The organism is Vibrio sp. HM8-C, from assembly GCF_058630515.1.
Genome location: NZ_JBMMKS010000002.1, coordinates 172684 through 188040, shown reverse-complemented (window position 1 = coordinate 188040; position 15357 = coordinate 172684). Strand labels below are relative to the sequence as shown.

The 15357-nt window shown below is 40.7% G+C and carries 16 protein-coding genes, 1 other RNA gene and 1 pseudogene; 13 read left to right on the top strand and 5 right to left on the bottom strand.

Translation table 11 applies throughout. The annotated features are described in order from the left end of the window. The first annotated feature begins 38 nt into the window (after nt 1-38). Complete coding sequence (locus ACOSVQ_RS03835; RefSeq protein ID WP_491981257.1) at nt 39-353, top strand: DUF1244 domain-containing protein; 315 nt, start codon at nt 39-41, stop codon at nt 351-353. Nucleotides 354-468: 115 nt separating this feature from the next. On the opposite strand, the gene ACOSVQ_RS03830 is transcribed toward ACOSVQ_RS03835, so the two are convergent. Then, nucleotides 469-936: an AraC family transcriptional regulator gene (locus ACOSVQ_RS03830; protein ID WP_491981256.1), complete on the bottom strand. Its 468-nt coding sequence runs from the start codon at nt 934-936 to the stop codon at nt 469-471. A gap of 145 nt (nt 937-1081) precedes the next feature. Next, entirely contained in the window at nt 1082-2149 is a 1068-nt protein-coding gene (locus ACOSVQ_RS03825; RefSeq protein WP_491981255.1) for a PLP-dependent cysteine synthase family protein, read from the bottom strand. A gap of 119 nt (nt 2150-2268) precedes the next feature. Between ACOSVQ_RS03825 and ACOSVQ_RS03820 the strand changes: the two genes are divergently transcribed. Next, on the top strand, nt 2269-2733 hold the full coding sequence (locus ACOSVQ_RS03820; RefSeq protein ID WP_491981254.1) for an Lrp/AsnC family transcriptional regulator: 465 nt from the start codon (nt 2269-2271) through the stop codon (nt 2731-2733). A gap of 215 nt (nt 2734-2948) precedes the next feature. Here the strand turns inward: ACOSVQ_RS03820 and tesB are convergent, their stop codons facing one another. Further along, the gene (tesB, locus tag ACOSVQ_RS03815; protein ID WP_491981253.1) at nt 2949-3809 is read right to left on the bottom strand and encodes an acyl-CoA thioesterase II; all 861 of its coding nucleotides are present in this window, start codon (nt 3807-3809) and stop codon (nt 2949-2951) included. Nucleotides 3810-4076: 267 nt separating this feature from the next. On the opposite strand from tesB, the gene ACOSVQ_RS03810 reads away from it, so the two are divergent. Continuing rightward, complete coding sequence (locus ACOSVQ_RS03810; RefSeq protein WP_491981252.1) at nt 4077-4511, top strand: YbaY family lipoprotein; 435 nt, start codon at nt 4077-4079, stop codon at nt 4509-4511. A 38-nt stretch (nt 4512-4549) separates the two neighbouring features. Here ACOSVQ_RS03810 and ACOSVQ_RS03805 read toward each other — a convergent pair whose 3' ends face one another. Beyond that, complete coding sequence (locus ACOSVQ_RS03805; RefSeq protein WP_491981251.1) at nt 4550-4852, bottom strand: DNA base-flipping protein; 303 nt, start codon at nt 4850-4852, stop codon at nt 4550-4552. Nucleotides 4853-4905: 53 nt separating this feature from the next. Between ACOSVQ_RS03805 and ACOSVQ_RS03800 the strand changes: the two genes are divergently transcribed. The 4 genes and pseudogenes from ACOSVQ_RS03800 to ACOSVQ_RS03785 all read left to right on the top strand — a co-directional run. Then, nucleotides 4906-5643 (top strand): VP0952 family biofilm-associated protein, encoded by a 738-nt coding sequence (locus tag ACOSVQ_RS03800; protein ID WP_491981250.1) that lies wholly within the window; start codon nt 4906-4908, stop codon nt 5641-5643. 129 nt (nt 5644-5772) lie between these two features. Further along, nucleotides 5773-7779 (top strand): diguanylate cyclase domain-containing protein, encoded by a 2007-nt coding sequence (locus ACOSVQ_RS03795; RefSeq protein ID WP_491981249.1) that lies wholly within the window; start codon nt 5773-5775, stop codon nt 7777-7779. Nucleotides 7780-7925: 146 nt separating this feature from the next. Then, nucleotides 7926-8022: signal recognition particle sRNA small type (gene ffs / locus ACOSVQ_RS03790), an RNA gene on the top strand. 121 nt (nt 8023-8143) lie between these two features. Further along, nucleotides 8144-8236, top strand: a pseudogene (locus tag ACOSVQ_RS03785) (TnsA endonuclease N-terminal domain-containing protein); the annotation flags it as partial. Nucleotides 8237-8779: 543 nt separating this feature from the next. Here the strand turns inward: ACOSVQ_RS03785 and ACOSVQ_RS03780 are convergent. Beyond that, on the bottom strand, nt 8780-9703 hold the full coding sequence (locus ACOSVQ_RS03780) for a GlxA family transcriptional regulator (protein ID WP_491981248.1): 924 nt from the start codon (nt 9701-9703) through the stop codon (nt 8780-8782). Between the two features lie 166 nt (nt 9704-9869). Between ACOSVQ_RS03780 and ACOSVQ_RS03775 the strand changes: the two genes are divergently transcribed. The 6 genes from ACOSVQ_RS03775 (at nt 9870) to ACOSVQ_RS03750 (ending at nt 14611) form a co-directional block, all read left to right on the top strand. Continuing rightward, nucleotides 9870-10487 (top strand): LysE family translocator, encoded by a 618-nt coding sequence (locus ACOSVQ_RS03775; RefSeq protein WP_491981247.1) that lies wholly within the window; start codon nt 9870-9872, stop codon nt 10485-10487. Nucleotides 10488-10724: 237 nt separating this feature from the next. Then, the gene (locus tag ACOSVQ_RS03770; protein WP_491981246.1) at nt 10725-11261 is read left to right on the top strand and encodes a Crp/Fnr family transcriptional regulator; all 537 of its coding nucleotides are present in this window, start codon (nt 10725-10727) and stop codon (nt 11259-11261) included. 80 nt (nt 11262-11341) lie between these two features. After that, nucleotides 11342-12241: an NAD(P)-dependent oxidoreductase gene (locus ACOSVQ_RS03765; protein WP_491981245.1), complete on the top strand. Its 900-nt coding sequence runs from the start codon at nt 11342-11344 to the stop codon at nt 12239-12241. A 398-nt stretch (nt 12242-12639) separates the two neighbouring features. Then, a complete protein-coding gene (gene cspE, locus ACOSVQ_RS03760; protein WP_099079008.1) occupies nt 12640-12852 on the top strand; it encodes a transcription antiterminator/RNA stability regulator CspE in 213 nt (70 codons plus the stop codon). Between the two features lie 535 nt (nt 12853-13387). Continuing rightward, nucleotides 13388-13588, top strand: a complete 201-nt coding sequence (locus ACOSVQ_RS03755; RefSeq protein ID WP_165310238.1) for a hypothetical protein — start codon at nt 13388-13390, stop codon at nt 13586-13588. Nucleotides 13589-14014: 426 nt separating this feature from the next. Then, on the top strand, nt 14015-14611 hold the full coding sequence (locus tag ACOSVQ_RS03750) for a tyrosine-type recombinase/integrase (RefSeq protein ID WP_491981244.1): 597 nt from the start codon (nt 14015-14017) through the stop codon (nt 14609-14611). Nucleotides 14612-15357 lie beyond the last annotated feature (746 nt).

Below are 15357 nucleotides of genomic sequence, written 5' to 3'. Positions count from 1 at the left end.
AAGTTGAGTGGTAAAGTCAAACAAGAAAGGGAAATATCATGGCCGAATTCAAATACAAAAACCTAAGCCAAGAAGAACAGGATAAGCTCGATGCAGCTGTATTTCGTCGTCTATTAGCGCATTTGGACGAAAACAAAGACGTGCAAAACATTGATTTAATGATACTTGCTGGCTTCTGCCGAAACTGTTTCTGTAAGTGGTATCAAGCTGAAGCGGAAAATGCAGGTAAAGATCTCACCATTGATGATGCTCGTGAGCGCGTATACGGTATGACTTACGATGAGTGGAAAGCAAATCATCAGCCTCCAGCGACACCTGAGCAGCTGGCTGCGTTTGAAGCAAAACAGAAATAATTAAAAACGAGATAAACAAAAGCCGCTTTTTGTTCGCTCTTTGAAAACCTGAAATTGGTTAACGAAGTTGAACAAAAAGCGGCTTTTGCCTTTATAAATCTGATGAACTCGAAAATTACTTCAGAGGAAGATAGATATCAGTTTGTAGTGCGCTCTTTTCAGTATTTGGTCCAATATTCAGATAATGAAAAAAGCAGGGTTCACCACTTGGTCGCTCACCGCTGGTAGGTAGCCAGTTGCGATATAACGCGTGTACAGTCTGGCTGATCAGATCCAAATTACCGTAGTGTCTTAATACCGCGCATTTCCCGCCTGTGAGAACTCCATTTACTACGCCAAATTGATTTTGTGGAATATCTTCCTCAACGCTACCTGCAATGTCGAAACGAAACGTCTTCTTGTCTGTTTCATTCGGGTCGCTATACGGAATACCGAATGTGTCGCTGGTAGCTATAGGCGATAACCCCGTTTCTTTACGCCATTCAACGAATTTCTCAACACTATTCATCAATTGCTCGGGTGCACCCTGATGACTGTAAATAGCGACTTTTCTCGGCATAAATTCAACAATACGAACGTTCACTCTGGTTCCCCACACTTTCATTTATTCGACAAGACTATAAAAGAAAAGTGACAAAGAGTCTGTCATCCGCTTCTTATTTCATCCGATTGTTATTTAATCCGAATGTTATGTTATTAGATTCTTATTCCATTAAATAAACATGGGATTACTCTAATTCGCCAGTTTTAGAGAAAACTTCTAGTTTGGATAAATAGGGAGAAAGATCGCCGATGTTGTTTGCTACCCAGTCAACATTATAGTAAGTGTCCAAATATCGCTCGCCACTGTCGCATAGCAAGGTGACAATCGAGCCTGTTTCACATTTGCGCTTCATCTCGCTTGCCAGTTGCAATGCTCCGTATAGGTTTGTACCTGTCGAGGCACCTGCTTTTCTTCCTAGAATGCCTTCTAACCAATGAATGGTTGCAACGCTTGCTGCATCGGGTATTTGTAGCATTTCATCAACGACGTTGGGAATAAAACTTGGCTCTACTCGCGGACGACCAATACCTTCAATTTTGCTGCCACAATCTACGCGTAAATCAGGGTTACGCGTTTTGTAGAAGTCGAAAAACACAGAATTCTGCGGGTCAACCACACACAACTTAGTGTTGTGTTGCTGGTATCGAATAAAACGTCCGATGGTTGCAGAAGTACCACCTGTACCTGGGCTCATTACAATCCATGTTGGGATAGGGTGATCTTCCATTTTCATCTGACTATAGATGCTGTCGGCGATATTACTGTTGCCACGCCAGTCTGTCGCACGTTCTGCATAAGTGAATTGATCCATGTAGTGACCATTTAGTTCAGATGCTAAACGACGTGACTCAGCATAGATTTGATCTGAGCGATCCACCAAATGTGCTCTACCGCCATAGAACTCAATTTGCTCTATCTTTTTGATTGCAGTGCATTTGGGCATGACGGCAATGAAGGGTAATCCGAGTAGGCGAGCAAAGTAGGCTTCTGATACCGCAGTACTGCCAGAGGATGATTCAATGATTGGCGTCTCTGGCCCAATCCATCCATTACAAATGGCATAGAGAAACAGTGAACGCGCAAGACGATGCTTTAACGAACCGGTAGGGTGGGTACTTTCATCTTTCAGATAAATATCAATACCCTGTAAACACGGCAAATCAAGTTTGATCAAATGAGTGTCTGCGGAGCGTTGGTAGTCAGCTTCGATTTTTCGAATTGCGCTATTTATCCATTGATGATCGGTACACATGCTTTTTTCTCCCTAAATTGATATTCATAATCTAGCGATTTGTTAGGAGAAAAACTTTGCTAAATTTTTCATGTTTTATTAGTTTTGTAGAAAATAATTCTCTTTAGATTGGCTTTGGTATGACTCTAGATAAGATTGACCGCAAAATTTTGGCAATACTTCAACAAGACAGCACCGTTTCACTTAATGATTTGGCCGATGCGGTGAACCTGACCACGACGCCATGTTGGAAGCGTCTTAAAAAACTTGAAGAGGCGGGAGTCATTGCAAAGCGTGTTGCCCTGCTCAACCCTGAATCATTGGGATTATGCTTTACGGTTTTTGTGCTGGTTCAGACAAGCGATCACTCCCATGAGTGGTACCGAAAATTTGTCGCAGCGGTTGAAGAGTTTCCAGAAGTGATGGAGTTTTATCGTATGGCGGGTGAGTACGACTATATGATGAAAGTGCTAGTTAAAGACATGAAAGACTATGACCAGTTCTATAAAAAACTGGTTAACAGTGTCGCAGGGCTTAACAATGTAACATCAACGTTCGCCATGGAATCGTTGAAATACACCACCGAGTTGCCATTGGGCAACTAAGAGCAAGAATATTGTTGAGATTGGCGTAATTAACCAAACACCCAAGCGATAAGCAAGATGAATGCAAGCAAAGCGGCGAAGGCTTTGAGCAGTGGTTTAATTTCAGTAGTGCCGCCTTTCGGTGGCTGATTGCAGCAGCCCATAGATTTCTCCGATTAGGTTAGGGATAGAATACCACTCTAATCCTTAACCTAAGGGAAGAGTAAAGCGAAAAGTTAAGGTTTAAAGCGCATAACCCCTTCTTGAACTGCTGTTGCGACCAAATGACCTTGTTGGTTGTAAATTTCACCACGAACCAAACCACGAGTATTACTTGCCGTTGGGCTCTCAATAGCAAACAGCAACCACTCGTCCATTTTGAATGGTCGGTGATACCAAATCGAATGATCAATAGTCGCTACTTGGAACTTCGGAGTAAGCAGTGAGACTTCATGGGGATGTAACGCTGTCACTAAAAATCCCCAGTCAGAGGCGTAGCCCAAAATATATTGATGAATAAGTTGGTTATCTGGCATTTGCCCGTTTGCTCTCATCCATAGGTACTGCTTAGGTTCCGCTTTTTGTGGCTTCAAAGGATTGATGACAGTGACGGGACGAATCTCAATAGGTTTCTCACCACACAGCATTTTTTTCAGTTTTTCTGGAAGCAAGTGCGCTACTTGTTCTGCTAGTTGCGATTCGGAAGCAAAGTTTTCAGGCCCCGGAATGTTGGGCATGGTGTTCTGATGCTCAAACCCCGGAGCTTCTCCATGATAAGAGGCAGTGAGGTAAAAAATAGGTCGCCCATTTTGAATTGCTTTCACACGTCGAGTGCTAAAACTTTTTCCGTCACGAAGGTTTTCTACGTCATAGATAATCGGCTTTTCTGAATCACCCGGATACAGGAAATAGCTATGAAATGAGTGCACGGTACGGTCAGGGTCGACTGTATAATGGGCTGCGGAGAGAGCTTGTCCTATCACTTGTCCGCCATAAACTTGAGGTAACCCTAAGTTCTCACTTTCTCCACGAAATAAGCCTTCTTCTAGTTTTTCTAATTGCAGCAAGTTTAATAACTCTTGCAGAGGTTTACTCATAGCTTGTTACCCTTTTCTTAAAGTTCTTTATCTGACGTTGCTAGTTTGTTTATTGAGTCAATTGTTTGTCAATAGCTGCCCTAATGCCGTGACCTGTATTGCCAACATCGGCTAAAATTCAGTTAACGTGTTGATTTAAAAACACAGCTATTGAATGAGTACTAAGTATATTAGTGGTAACTTAAGCGATATGACAGCCTAGGACACTGAATCTATACTGATTTGTATGAAATTAGCTCGGTCGAGAGACCTTATAAGAGAGGCAAAATGAAAAAAACAATGCAGTTGGTTGCATCATTAATAATGGGTGCTTTATTCATCGTCGGTTGTCAAAGCTCAGAGGCGCCAATGTCCCAACAGAAAATCCAATCAGTAACTGGTACGGTGGCTTATCGTGAGCGAATTGCACTGCCAGACGATGCAAAAGTAACGGTGGTTCTGCAAGATGTGTCGAAAATGGATACTGCAGCTGTTGAGATTGCGAAGCAGCAATTCATCACTAATGGTCATCAAGTCCCACTGACCTTTGATTTAGCTTATGACAGCACAAAGATTGTAGAAAATCATCGTTACAGTGTTTCAGCACGTATTGAAGTGAACGGTAAACTGCGCTTTATTACTGATACACAATACGCAGTGATCACCGATGATAATGCAACTAAACATGTTGACTTACGCTTAATCGGCGTTGGAGCGAAGTAAGTTTGTAACTCATCACCAATTAAAGTGAAATGGCAGCATTAAGGCTGCCATTTGTATTTTCTGAGTGAAATTTTTCCGTTGCTGCTCACAGCAATTCCCTCTGCAACTAACCGTTCTCTCTGTCTATCCCAGTCTGGGCCAGTCAATGAAATCTCACCTTTGCTGTTAATTACTCTAAACCAAGGAATTTTGCTGCCTTCAGGAAGGTTTCCTAATGCTTTACCTACATGACGAGCATATCCCGGGTAGCCTGCCATCTTTGCTATCTCACCATAGGTAGAGACTTTCCCTTCTGGGATTTGATAAATCACAGTGAAGATATGTGACAAAAATTGGTCCATACTGAGTGAGTCCTAGTTCAAACTTTACCAAAGGATCGGTATAAGGAGTGGGGGTGTTATTTTCAACTTTTCTGTTCATTATCACAATGGTACTGGCGGTAATATGTGCTCAAGCTATAGGTGTTAGTGACGGAGAACTTCCGCTCATCACACTCTTGATTCCCGCATTATGGATGCTTCCGAAAGGAGGGATTTCCCGATTTACTCTATTAATTGCGCTGCTCGTCTACGGTTTCACCTTATCTTCCCAACCCGCGGCTCTTTCCATTTGTATGTGGATGCTTTTCCCGATTTGTATGGTTGCATTCTCTCGTTATAGCAACCGACGTGTAGTGATCATTTGTGGATTGATTGTGGTGACCTTGTTAGTGGGTGTGATGTTTATGCAATCCGATGGAAGAGTAGATGGCACACCGTGGTTAACCGCTATTCAGATGGCAAGTGTTTTGATTGCTTGGTGGGTCGTAAACAGTTGGAAACCCGGTTACAAGAACTACTGGTGGGCATTAGGATTCGTCGTTCCCATGATTATGGCAGACCTTTCGATTGCTGCTTTAGTATCGCTATCAAGTACCGGCATGATAGCCACGATGGAAAATCTGCAAAGAGTGGCAAATTTTAAGTGGGGAAAGCTTCTTTGTTGGGGTGTTCCAACCATTGCTTTTACGGCCATTTTGGTTAATCCAAATACAGTAGTACCTAACTTTGTGCTGGTGGTTTGGGTATGCCTGTTAGCCACGGCTTGGCTGACGGATTATATATTGCGCAGTTCTCAGGAGCAGGTTGAATGAAAAAACGGCAATAAAAATCAAATACAGTGCAAAAATATGCTGTACGGATTGCAAAATCTTTATGCAATCAAAGTCAGCTTCGATACTATTGTTCAACACAAAAAATAAAAAAAACTTATAACAACGTCTATGTCTAGAGTCATGCACATCTGCAATTGGCTGTTGGTACTGTTATGTTCATCGCAAGTACTGGCCGCTGAAGCAGATGCCCAACATAAAGTCTATTTTGTCGCGACTGAAGCCGATGATGTCGTTTCACGCGTCATTTTCGACGATGTGTCCTATCACTTTAATATTGATATCGAATACGTAAACTTTTCGAGCTTTGACGCTATTCTCAAATCCGTTGAAGCGGGAATAAGCGACTTTGCCGCAAACGTAACTTTTACACCAGAGCGAGCTGACCGTTTCGACTTTTCTCGTCCTACCAATATTGAGTACACCTATTTATTCAGCAAAACCAATGGCCATTTGGAAGACATGAAGAAAGTAGGTGTTCCTGCTGGCACAATTTATGGTGAGTTGATTCGTCAGAACTATCCAGAGATCGAGCTCATTGATTACTACGGTTCCATAGAAGCCAAGCAGTTACTTCAAAGTTCCAAAGTGGATGGGGTTGTCGATGCCATCAACCAACTCAAACCTATGTTGCTTGCTGGTTTTGACGCCCAACTCCTTAATGACAGAATTTCAATTCAGCCTGTGTCGATAGTGACGCCAAAGGGTGAAAACGCGGAATTATTAAGTGAAATAGAAAGTTACGTACATTCTGCGCGAGTACAGAAACTGCTGCGTGAATCTATCCAGAAATATCAATTCGACATTCGCAAACATGCTCTACGCCAAGCGGTAATCGACAGTGGTTTGAATATTCAGCGTCCGCTTAAAGTTAAGCTGGAAAACGTCAGTCCTTATTCCACCTATCATCAGGATGGTAATGTTAGCGGTATCAGTGCAGACGTGGTGTTTCGAGCATGTGATATTTTGCTTTTGAAGTGTGAGTTAGTGAGTAAAGCGAACGAAACATGGGAGAGCATGTATAACGATATTCGCCATCAACACATTGATATTATTGCGCCTTTGACCATTACAGAGCAGCGTAAAAGCATCGTTAATTTCAGCGAGAGTTATTACCATCCTGAAGCGATAATGGTGAAAAGAGAAGGGTATAAAGATTTTGTTTACAGCAACGTATCTGAACTTGTTGCAGAGCGGGTTGGTGTCATTAAAGATGACTTCTTTGAAGAACTGTTACACCGTATGTTGCCGCGAAAAGAGCTCGATGCTTTCCTAACTCAAGAAGAGATGATTGAAGCACTTTTAACTCATCAAGTGGATTACATTGTGATGAGCCGAGGTAACTTCAATCTCTTCTTGCGAGAATCGGATGAGCTATTGCCTTTTGTTGAAGATTCTATGATTGGTGGGTTCTATAAGTTTGATATTGCTATCGGGTTTACCAAATCACCTCTGGGTGAGTCATTGGCATCACTGTTTAGCCGTGCCATCAAAATGATGGATGCTCAGAAAATCATAAAAACGTATGACTATCAGCCAGATTGGCGAGCAACATTAGTGGTTGAAAAGCGCTTTACTCGTCATAGCCAGTGGCTGTTTGCTACTGCACTTGGCTTTCTCATCATCGTTGCTTTGTATCTACACAAACAATCCAATACCGACAATCTCACGAAGCTGCGTAATCGCCGAGCGTTGTATCGTAGATACAGCAGAGGGTTAGCTGGCAAAATATCGCTTGTCTATCTCGACCTCAATCACTTTAAACAGATCAATGATAACTATGGTCATGAGATTGGCGATAAGGTACTCAAGCAACTTGCACAACGTATTCAACAAGTATGGAAAGGGCATGCGTATCGAATAGGTGGAGATGAGTTCATCTTGGTTGGTAATATTAAACGTGATCAACTAGAAGAAATCCAAGCCTATCTGCAACGTTTTGTGTTCGTGGATGTTGAACGTGATGTAAGTTTTGACGTGACTGTTGCTGTGGGTGTATCAACGGGGCGTGAAGGTTATATGTCTCTACAGGAGGTTTTACACCAAACTGACCAAGCTATGTATGAGACTAAACACCAAAGAAGCGTGGTTACACCGATTCGAATGAAACATCGATAATCGAGACAGATTTACTCGATTTGTTTATTTGATGTTCAATTGGTTCGCAATCAAAGACTTTACTAGGATTTAGACTTGCAATGCTGCAGTCGATGCTTGATAATCCTTCCCACTCTTTGGCACGAACCAAAGATGCTCTATGGGGGCCCTGGTCCTCCCGCAACACTAGTTCGTAAACCTGGTCAGGTCCGGAAGGAAGCAGCCACAGCGAATGACGTGTGTGCCGGGATGTGGCTGGGGCTTCCACCCATCTTGATATCTGCAAAATAAGTTAGCATAAATTGCAAACTAACCCAGCATATTTGCACAATAAGTCAGCATAGACTATTTTTTGTTGTAGGTTTACAACAAAAGTGCTTTCACTATGTATGACCAAACAAAAAAATCATCTCATGTACACAACATCCGCAAGTTTATGAGCTTGAAGAATGACGCCGTTGTAAGAACGATGTCGGTGTCCAAAAGTGAGTTGCAGATAATGTTTGTGATGTGTGATGTCTAAAGCTAACTGCGTCAGAGTATGACGCCGAGAGGGCATAATTTACTTCGGGGCTAAATGTAGGAAAGTTTCTTACGCTGCATTTGGATTAAAGTAAAAATTTGCTAACTTATGCTGCAATTTTATGCTGTTATATATTGCAATTTTGACTATAACTCATTGATCGTAAGTGCGCGGTTATGCTGACTTATTTTGCACATATCACATCTTGTCGCTGAAACCATAAAGCGTCCCAATAAAACCCATAAAGTGTCCTAAACTTATTTTGGTTGTTTTTTACAACGAAAAAAAGGACAGGTTATGTACGTTCGTAATCTTCGAAAACCTTCAGCAAACAAAAACGTTTATAAGTTTTCTAGCTAGCACAGGTTTGCACCAAAACCATTTATAGCTAATGCCCATCACACCTTCTTAAAATCGTACATGCCCCAATTTTTATAATGAGTCAGATATTGAAGGCCATTGAATGTTGAAAGGTCGCTCGCTAGACACACATAGTCATCACGCTATCGGATTGCGACGGCATTGCCCTGGGGTTATGCCAAATCTTTTCCTGAAAATCTTGCATAGATAGCTGATGTCCCGAACGCCCACTTCATCTGCAAGTTGTACAAGGTCATGACTAGAATGCTTCAATCGCCAGTACACATGTTGTAAACGTAATTCTTGCCAATAATGACGCGCTGAAATACTGAGCTTTTGCTGAAATAAGCGGTCTAATTGTCGTCGACTAATCCCGATGAGTGCGGCAACCTGTTCTACGGTCATTGTCTGTTCCAAGTTTTCTTGCATCAAAGAAATCGCTCTGTCCATATGACTATTCCTGTGTATTCCTTGCTCTGACGACTTTAGACGGTGTTGCATACTACGATTTTCATCAACCAGCATATCCGCTAACCCTTTTTCTGCCTTTGTTTGACCGACATGCTTTTGCAAAATTGCCACCGCAAGGTCGATAGTGGCACTTCCTCCAGTGCAACTGATTAGCTTTTTATCAAAATGATAAAGCTGCTCATCTCTTACAATTACTTTAGGGTAGGTTGCTTTGAACTCGCTATGGTGCCGCCAATGAACCACAATTTGATGACGGTTAAGTAGTCCTAACTCAGCTAGAGTAAAGCAAGCGTTATCAATGCTGACGATTGGTATTCCATTGGCGACAACATTTCGAACAAAAGAACGATAATAAGCGGCTTGCTGCTGAGATTCAGTTGCTGTGCGGCTACCAAAGAAAACCACATAGTCAAAATTCGCAGGCTTAACGTCACTAAAATCGAGGTCAACTCTGATGGGGATTCCGCTACTAGAAATGACTAATCCTTTGCTGTGAGACACAACTTTCCATGAGCAATATCGTTGTTGACTGTGATCCGCTTCATCTGCGGAGAATCGGAGTTTATCTAAGAAGCCTCCAAACGGAAGCATGTTAAAGTTATTTAGAGGTATCAATAAGAATCGGACACCATTGTTTTCATTCATTTGTATTGAACCTTTGTCTAAATATTCATGTTTTACGTCCAGAATATACCATAGATAAACTGAGAACTGAGTGATACTAATCTCCCTTAAGTTCTCAATTTGCTGGTTGGTTATGATGTTTGAAATTTGGTGTGTCTTTGCTTTGTCTGCGCTGGGTCTTGCTTGTGTCCCAGGTCCTAACTCGCTTTTAGCACTCAGCCACGGTGCACGATATGGCTATAAGAAGACAATTTGGACAATATGTGGTGGCGTGAGTGGCTTTTTCATCTTGATTACGGTAGCTATGCTAGGTTTAGGTACTATCCTAGAAGCAAAACCTGAATTGATGGTAGGTCTTCAATGGCTGGGAGCTTTATATCTTGCATGGTTAGGCTTCAAACTGTTCTTCGCGTCTGCAATTAGTATTGAGCAAACAACCACTGTAGTGTCTGTTCTGCCTAAAGAGCTATTTAAGCAAGGCTATTTCGCTGCATTGTCTAACCCGAAAGTCTTGCTATTCTTTACTGCTTTTCTTGCTCAGTTTATTAACCCCGATGAGGCGTTTATCCCCCAATTTCTGGTAATAACATTCAGCTTTCTTTGTATTGAATTCGCCGTAGAGTATATCGTGGCAAGATTGGCGGATAAGGTTAAAACACTGCTCTTAGCCAATGGGCGAACCTTCAATCAGTGTTGTGGTGCGGTTTTCTTGCTGTTAGCCACAGTAGCTGTTGTAAAAAGCCTAGCTTAACTGAATAGCTAAGCTGAACTCTAGGGCATTAATATTGGAGTATTGCGCTTACTTTAATCGCAACACCTTTGCCCCTTCCCGTGTGAGGCCACATACTGACGTCCGATGATAGCTGCTATTTTGACTAAATTATTCTCATGTATACACGAAGACAAAACCGTCCTTAAAGACGACAACGTTTACAATGTGGTAGCCTAAATCCCTCATAGTTTTCTTCTACTTTTAGTGAGCCATGTAATGACTGCTTCGATCATCTCAAGGTTTCCGAGTCTTATTCGAGTTGGACATGTTCATCATTTTAAAAAGAAAGAGACGTTGCTCAATGAAGGTGATATCTGCGATTCGGTCTATATTATCGAGAAGGGTTGCGTGAGGTCTTGGTTTAATGGTGATGGTCATGATGTGACTTTTCAGTTCTTCTTTGAAGGGGATATAGTCACTTCTTTCGAAAGCCTTAAGCGCAACCTTCCTGCTTTGTACAATATTGAAACTATTACAGAGGCTCGTTTACGCGTTATGTCTAAGAATGAGCTAGTTCAATTACTCGATAACGATAGCAGAATAAAACAGGCGGTTGATGACTACATTGCAGAGCGTTTGTACCACTACCAAGCGCTGTTCATCTCTCGGATAAAGAATAATCCACAGCAAAGATATGAAGAGCTACTCAACCTTCAACCCGATATCTTTGATAAAGTTCCTCATCACTACATAGCGACATACTTAGGTATGACACCTGTGTCGTTAAGTCGAATCAAAGCAAAAAATAAGTGATCCGTTAACAATTGTTAAGGCTGTAAATCTGTCTATCGATAAAGTGTTCCCAACTTATGACAATAAAAGGTGAACACAAAATGAATACAAAAAATCTGAAAGTAGGTTTTATCGGTCTTGGTAAAATGGGTTCGGGTATCTGTGAAAATATTCAAAAAGCGGGATACCAATTAACGGTTTACAACAGAACGATATCGAAGACTCAGCCGTTTCAGGCGCGAGGTGCAATGGTCGCTTACAGTATCAAGGAACTCGTTGAGCAATCCGATATCATTTTTACCAGCTTGTTAGATGACAATTCCATTATTGAGTTATCTCTTGCTAAAGATGGCATTCTTGATTCGATGACAACGGGGAAAATCCATGTTGGATTAACGACAATTCAACCCTCAACAGCAGACCATCTAAAGTCAGAGCATGAAAAACGTGGTTGCCAATATATAGCAGCCCCTGTTGTTGGGCGCCCTGATGCAGCGGCGGCGGGTAAGCTTATTACCTTCCTAGCAGGCGAATCGTTCGCTATAGAATCCGCTCAACCGATAATAGAGTCGTACACAGTGAAACAAGTACCTGTTGGCAACACCGCTGGCTCAGCTAATGGAATGAAAATATGTGTGAATTACATGGCTATGGCGCAACTGGCAATGCTGGGTGAAGTCTTTACATTTGCAGAGAAAAGTCAGCTAGATAAAAGACAAGTGTTGGCTGTTGCTCAGATGTTTTTTGCAGGAAATGAAGCCATGAGTTCTTATGCTGAAAAAATCGCGGCTAGAGATTTTGATACGGTTGGCTTCGATCTTACAGCGGGTTTAAAAGACGCATTAATATTTGAAACCGCGTTCACTGCTTGTGGCGTAAATCCGTCAGCAATTCTGGGGGCCAAAGATAACTTAGTAACAGCAAATGCAAATGGACTTGGGCAAAAAGACTGGAGCGCATTGACTGAGATATCTCGCCAACTCGCGGGATTAACTGATTAATGTGTATACCTTAACTACGTTAGCGCAGTCCGTCTAACGTAGTTGTTCTACATTCGCATTTAGAACAGTTATCGCTCTTGTATAGAATGTCGGTTTTACAATAATTATTCTAATAATACTGTTGATTTTAGTTTGATTTAACTTTGCACTTAATAAAAATTTCATTTAACCAATTGATTTAATGAATAATAAATTTTAATGAAGAAAAATCTATCTATTATGTGCACATAGTGTATAGTGACGTCAGCTCAAACGGTGAGCTATTAGTAATATATTTAGTTCAAGATCTTCTCAGTTTTTATTCGATTAATTTCGTCATATCTATCCTGCGATACCTTTTTCTTCATTCCTTATTTAGTAGCTTTCTTTTTAATTCATTCAATGTATCGAGATATATTATGTCAAATAAAACAACTGGCTCAGTAAAATGGTTTAACGAAACTAAAGGCTTTGGATTTATCACTCCAGATAACGGTGGTGCTGACCTATTCGTTCATTTCCGATCAATTGCTAGCGAAGGTTTCAAAACATTAGCTGAAGGCCAAAAGGTTTCTTTTAATGTTGAACAAGGTAACAAAGGACCACAAGCTGGCAACGTTACTTTAGTATAATGATTATTTAAAAGATCTCTTCGTTAGGAGAGATCTTTTTTCTTTAAGTTTAATAAGGAGTCCGATGACGCATAAAAATAATCGAAAGATATATTGGTATTATGTTCTGCGTGAACAGAGAATAACCAAAGGACAAAAAATTAATTGTTCGTTATAAAATACTCTCTTCATCATGGCGATATTTCTTGGTCTGCTACCATACATCAGTTAAACAGTGATGTTCTAAAACGCCATATTCTTCCTAAATTGCATGCCAGTCAGTTTGACCTCAATTTTTCATTTTGTGAACTTGAAAACTCTGGTCAAATTAAAGACTCATACGGAAATGTTTTGGGGAATTTTCATATCAAAACTAAAGAAGGAGCCTGAACTTTGAAAAAGCCATCGACGAAGACTGAGTCCAAAACGGACAAAAGTAAGAGTTCTATTACAGATGAAAGTTCTAATAGTATTCATAAGATTAGAAAAAAAATAGAAAACATTTTGTTAGAACGAGAAGAAAAAAAACTTTGGGATCTATAAGGTAAGTAGTGATATGAGAAAACCAGTAAAAAAATCAAGTAAAAAAACTCAGAAAAATAACTTCGAAGAACGATTTGCTGTTATGGTCAAAGAATATCAAGAAGCAAAAGAAATTCTGGAAACTATGACATTAGGTTCATCAGAGTATATAACTCAGAAAAAAGTATGCGATAAACTATTTGCAAGTGCTGAACGATATATTAATAGAAATTAGCCATTCTAAAAATTTCTTCTACTAGATATAAATTGCATCCAAACTTTTTCTACTAAAAACTGCTACCTCTCTTACTCACTTAGTATCAATGTATTAAGTGTAACGCTGCTGTTAAATACACAGTTATGCAAGAGGGGAAACCAGTCTCGTCATATTAAGACGTTGTACAACTAAAAGATGCTCTCAGGCTATCAGAATAAACAGATTGCTAAGTTCTGAGCTGGCTCTTCTTTATTCAGACAAAGCCTGTGTCATAGAAATTCGTAATAGCTGGCTTAATCCGTGCTTATCTAATTTAGAATATCCCTGATGCACGAAAATCCCTGAGTGTCCAAACACACCCTGTCCAGTTGTGAACCAAACTGTAATCGTTGTAGTCCATAGCCAAACTTTATGTTGACCAATAGCACCTAAAAGGAGGTCAACATGAGAAAGCTATCTTCAGGAAAATGTAGCGGCATAAAAAGGCCATTTAAGCTTGAAGAAATCTGGCGAATCAGAACCAGACTTGAGCTTGAGAATGACTTGATGCAGCTAGCTCTGCTAAACCTAGCCATTGATAGTAAGTTAAGAGCGAGTGATCTACTTAAACTGCACGTATACGATGTTTCTTCGCAAGGCGTGATTTACGAAAGGGTTCAATGCATCCAGCAAAAAACGGGCATTGCTGTGCATTATGAAATAACGCCTAGAACACAGCAAAGTATAAGTCGATGGATTCACGCTGCATCCCTAGAAGCCAGCAGATTTTTGTTTCCAAGTTGTCGACGCAAAGGGCGACCTATCAGTTACTCATTTTATCGTTCGATTATCAGGCGTTGGGTTGTAAAACTTGGGTTGAATGCAGACTATTATGGGACTCATTCAATGCGTCGTACCAAAGCTACTTTGATCTATGCCAGAACAAAAAACATCAGGGCGGTACAGCTTTTACTTGGGCATTCAAAGCTGGATAATACGATTCGTTACCTTGGTGTTGAACTGGAAGATGCTTTGAGGCTTTCAGAGCAAACTGACTGCTAGAGACATTCATACAGGCTTTTCTCTACCGTTGAAAAGCCTGTGCCTCATTCGGAGTTACGCCTAGTTGATATATTATTTTACCTAGCAGTGATTTGACATACTTTTGGTCATACTAGAAGTGGCTACTATATTGGTGGCTATTCAATGGTACAAGGTTTCTTTGCCTATAGCATGCGCTAACTGGATGAGGAGAGCCTCGATTTTATCTAGCTCCTCTATCGATATACCAACGGTATCTTGAGATTGAAGTTGATTATTGCTCAGAACGGATTTCGTAAATTTTGTCGCTTCAGATCACTCAACTAAAGTCTTTTCAATTTCTGAATAACCACTTTTTAGTTCATCAATACGCTGCTCATAAATGGCGTCAGATTTATCCATTTTGTCAGTAATTTAAAACAGTCTTTCGCTAAAAGGGTTACTCAGTTCTACATGGTCACTTATGCTGTGTTTTTTTGACATTTAATGTGGCCTCATAACTAAAGGTAACGACTGAAATCAAATGTGAGTGTAGTACGTTTATGGCAACCAATCCTAATGAGGTTCATTATTTGGTGGATATCCCAAATGTCTTTATATGGTTTCTGTTTTAATCACAATAGAGACGAACGCTAAGGATTTTGTATGGCATATTGTAAACGATGAAATACTCGCCAACTTTAAGCGGCATTAATCACGCGAAAATGGCATGAGATAGCTTTGCTTCATAGTATTCAAAACTTCTGGTTGGTTTTTGTGTTTTCTTC

Excerpts from the sequence above, each read along its gene's own strand:
- ACOSVQ_RS03805 (WP_491981251.1), bottom strand. The coding sequence starts at position 4,852 with ATGGACCAATTTTTGTCACATATCTTCACTGTGATTTATCAAATCCCA.
- ACOSVQ_RS03795 (WP_491981249.1), top strand. The coding sequence starts at position 5,773 with ATGTCTAGAGTCATGCACATCTGCAATTGGCTGTTGGTACTGTTATGT.
- ACOSVQ_RS03755 (WP_165310238.1), top strand. The coding sequence starts at position 13,388 with ATGAGAAAACCAGTAAAAAAATCAAGTAAAAAAACTCAGAAAAATAAC.
- ACOSVQ_RS03770 (WP_491981246.1), top strand. The coding sequence starts at position 10,725 with ATGACTGCTTCGATCATCTCAAGGTTTCCGAGTCTTATTCGAGTTGGA.
- cspE (WP_099079008.1), top strand. The coding sequence starts at position 12,640 with ATGTCAAATAAAACAACTGGCTCAGTAAAATGGTTTAACGAAACTAAA.
- tesB (WP_491981253.1), bottom strand. The coding sequence starts at position 3,809 with ATGAGTAAACCTCTGCAAGAGTTATTAAACTTGCTGCAATTAGAAAAA.
- ACOSVQ_RS03775 (WP_491981247.1), top strand. The coding sequence starts at position 9,870 with ATGATGTTTGAAATTTGGTGTGTCTTTGCTTTGTCTGCGCTGGGTCTT.
- ACOSVQ_RS03750 (WP_491981244.1), top strand. The coding sequence starts at position 14,015 with ATGAGAAAGCTATCTTCAGGAAAATGTAGCGGCATAAAAAGGCCATTT.
- ACOSVQ_RS03825 (WP_491981255.1), bottom strand. The coding sequence starts at position 2,149 with ATGTGTACCGATCATCAATGGATAAATAGCGCAATTCGAAAAATCGAA.
- ACOSVQ_RS03780 (WP_491981248.1), bottom strand. The coding sequence starts at position 9,703 with ATGCTTCCGTTTGGAGGCTTCTTAGATAAACTCCGATTCTCCGCAGAT.
- ACOSVQ_RS03835 (WP_491981257.1), top strand. The coding sequence starts at position 39 with ATGGCCGAATTCAAATACAAAAACCTAAGCCAAGAAGAACAGGATAAG.
- ACOSVQ_RS03810 (WP_491981252.1), top strand. The coding sequence starts at position 4,077 with ATGAAAAAAACAATGCAGTTGGTTGCATCATTAATAATGGGTGCTTTA.
- ACOSVQ_RS03820 (WP_491981254.1), top strand. The coding sequence starts at position 2,269 with ATGACTCTAGATAAGATTGACCGCAAAATTTTGGCAATACTTCAACAA.
- ACOSVQ_RS03765 (WP_491981245.1), top strand. The coding sequence starts at position 11,342 with ATGAATACAAAAAATCTGAAAGTAGGTTTTATCGGTCTTGGTAAAATG.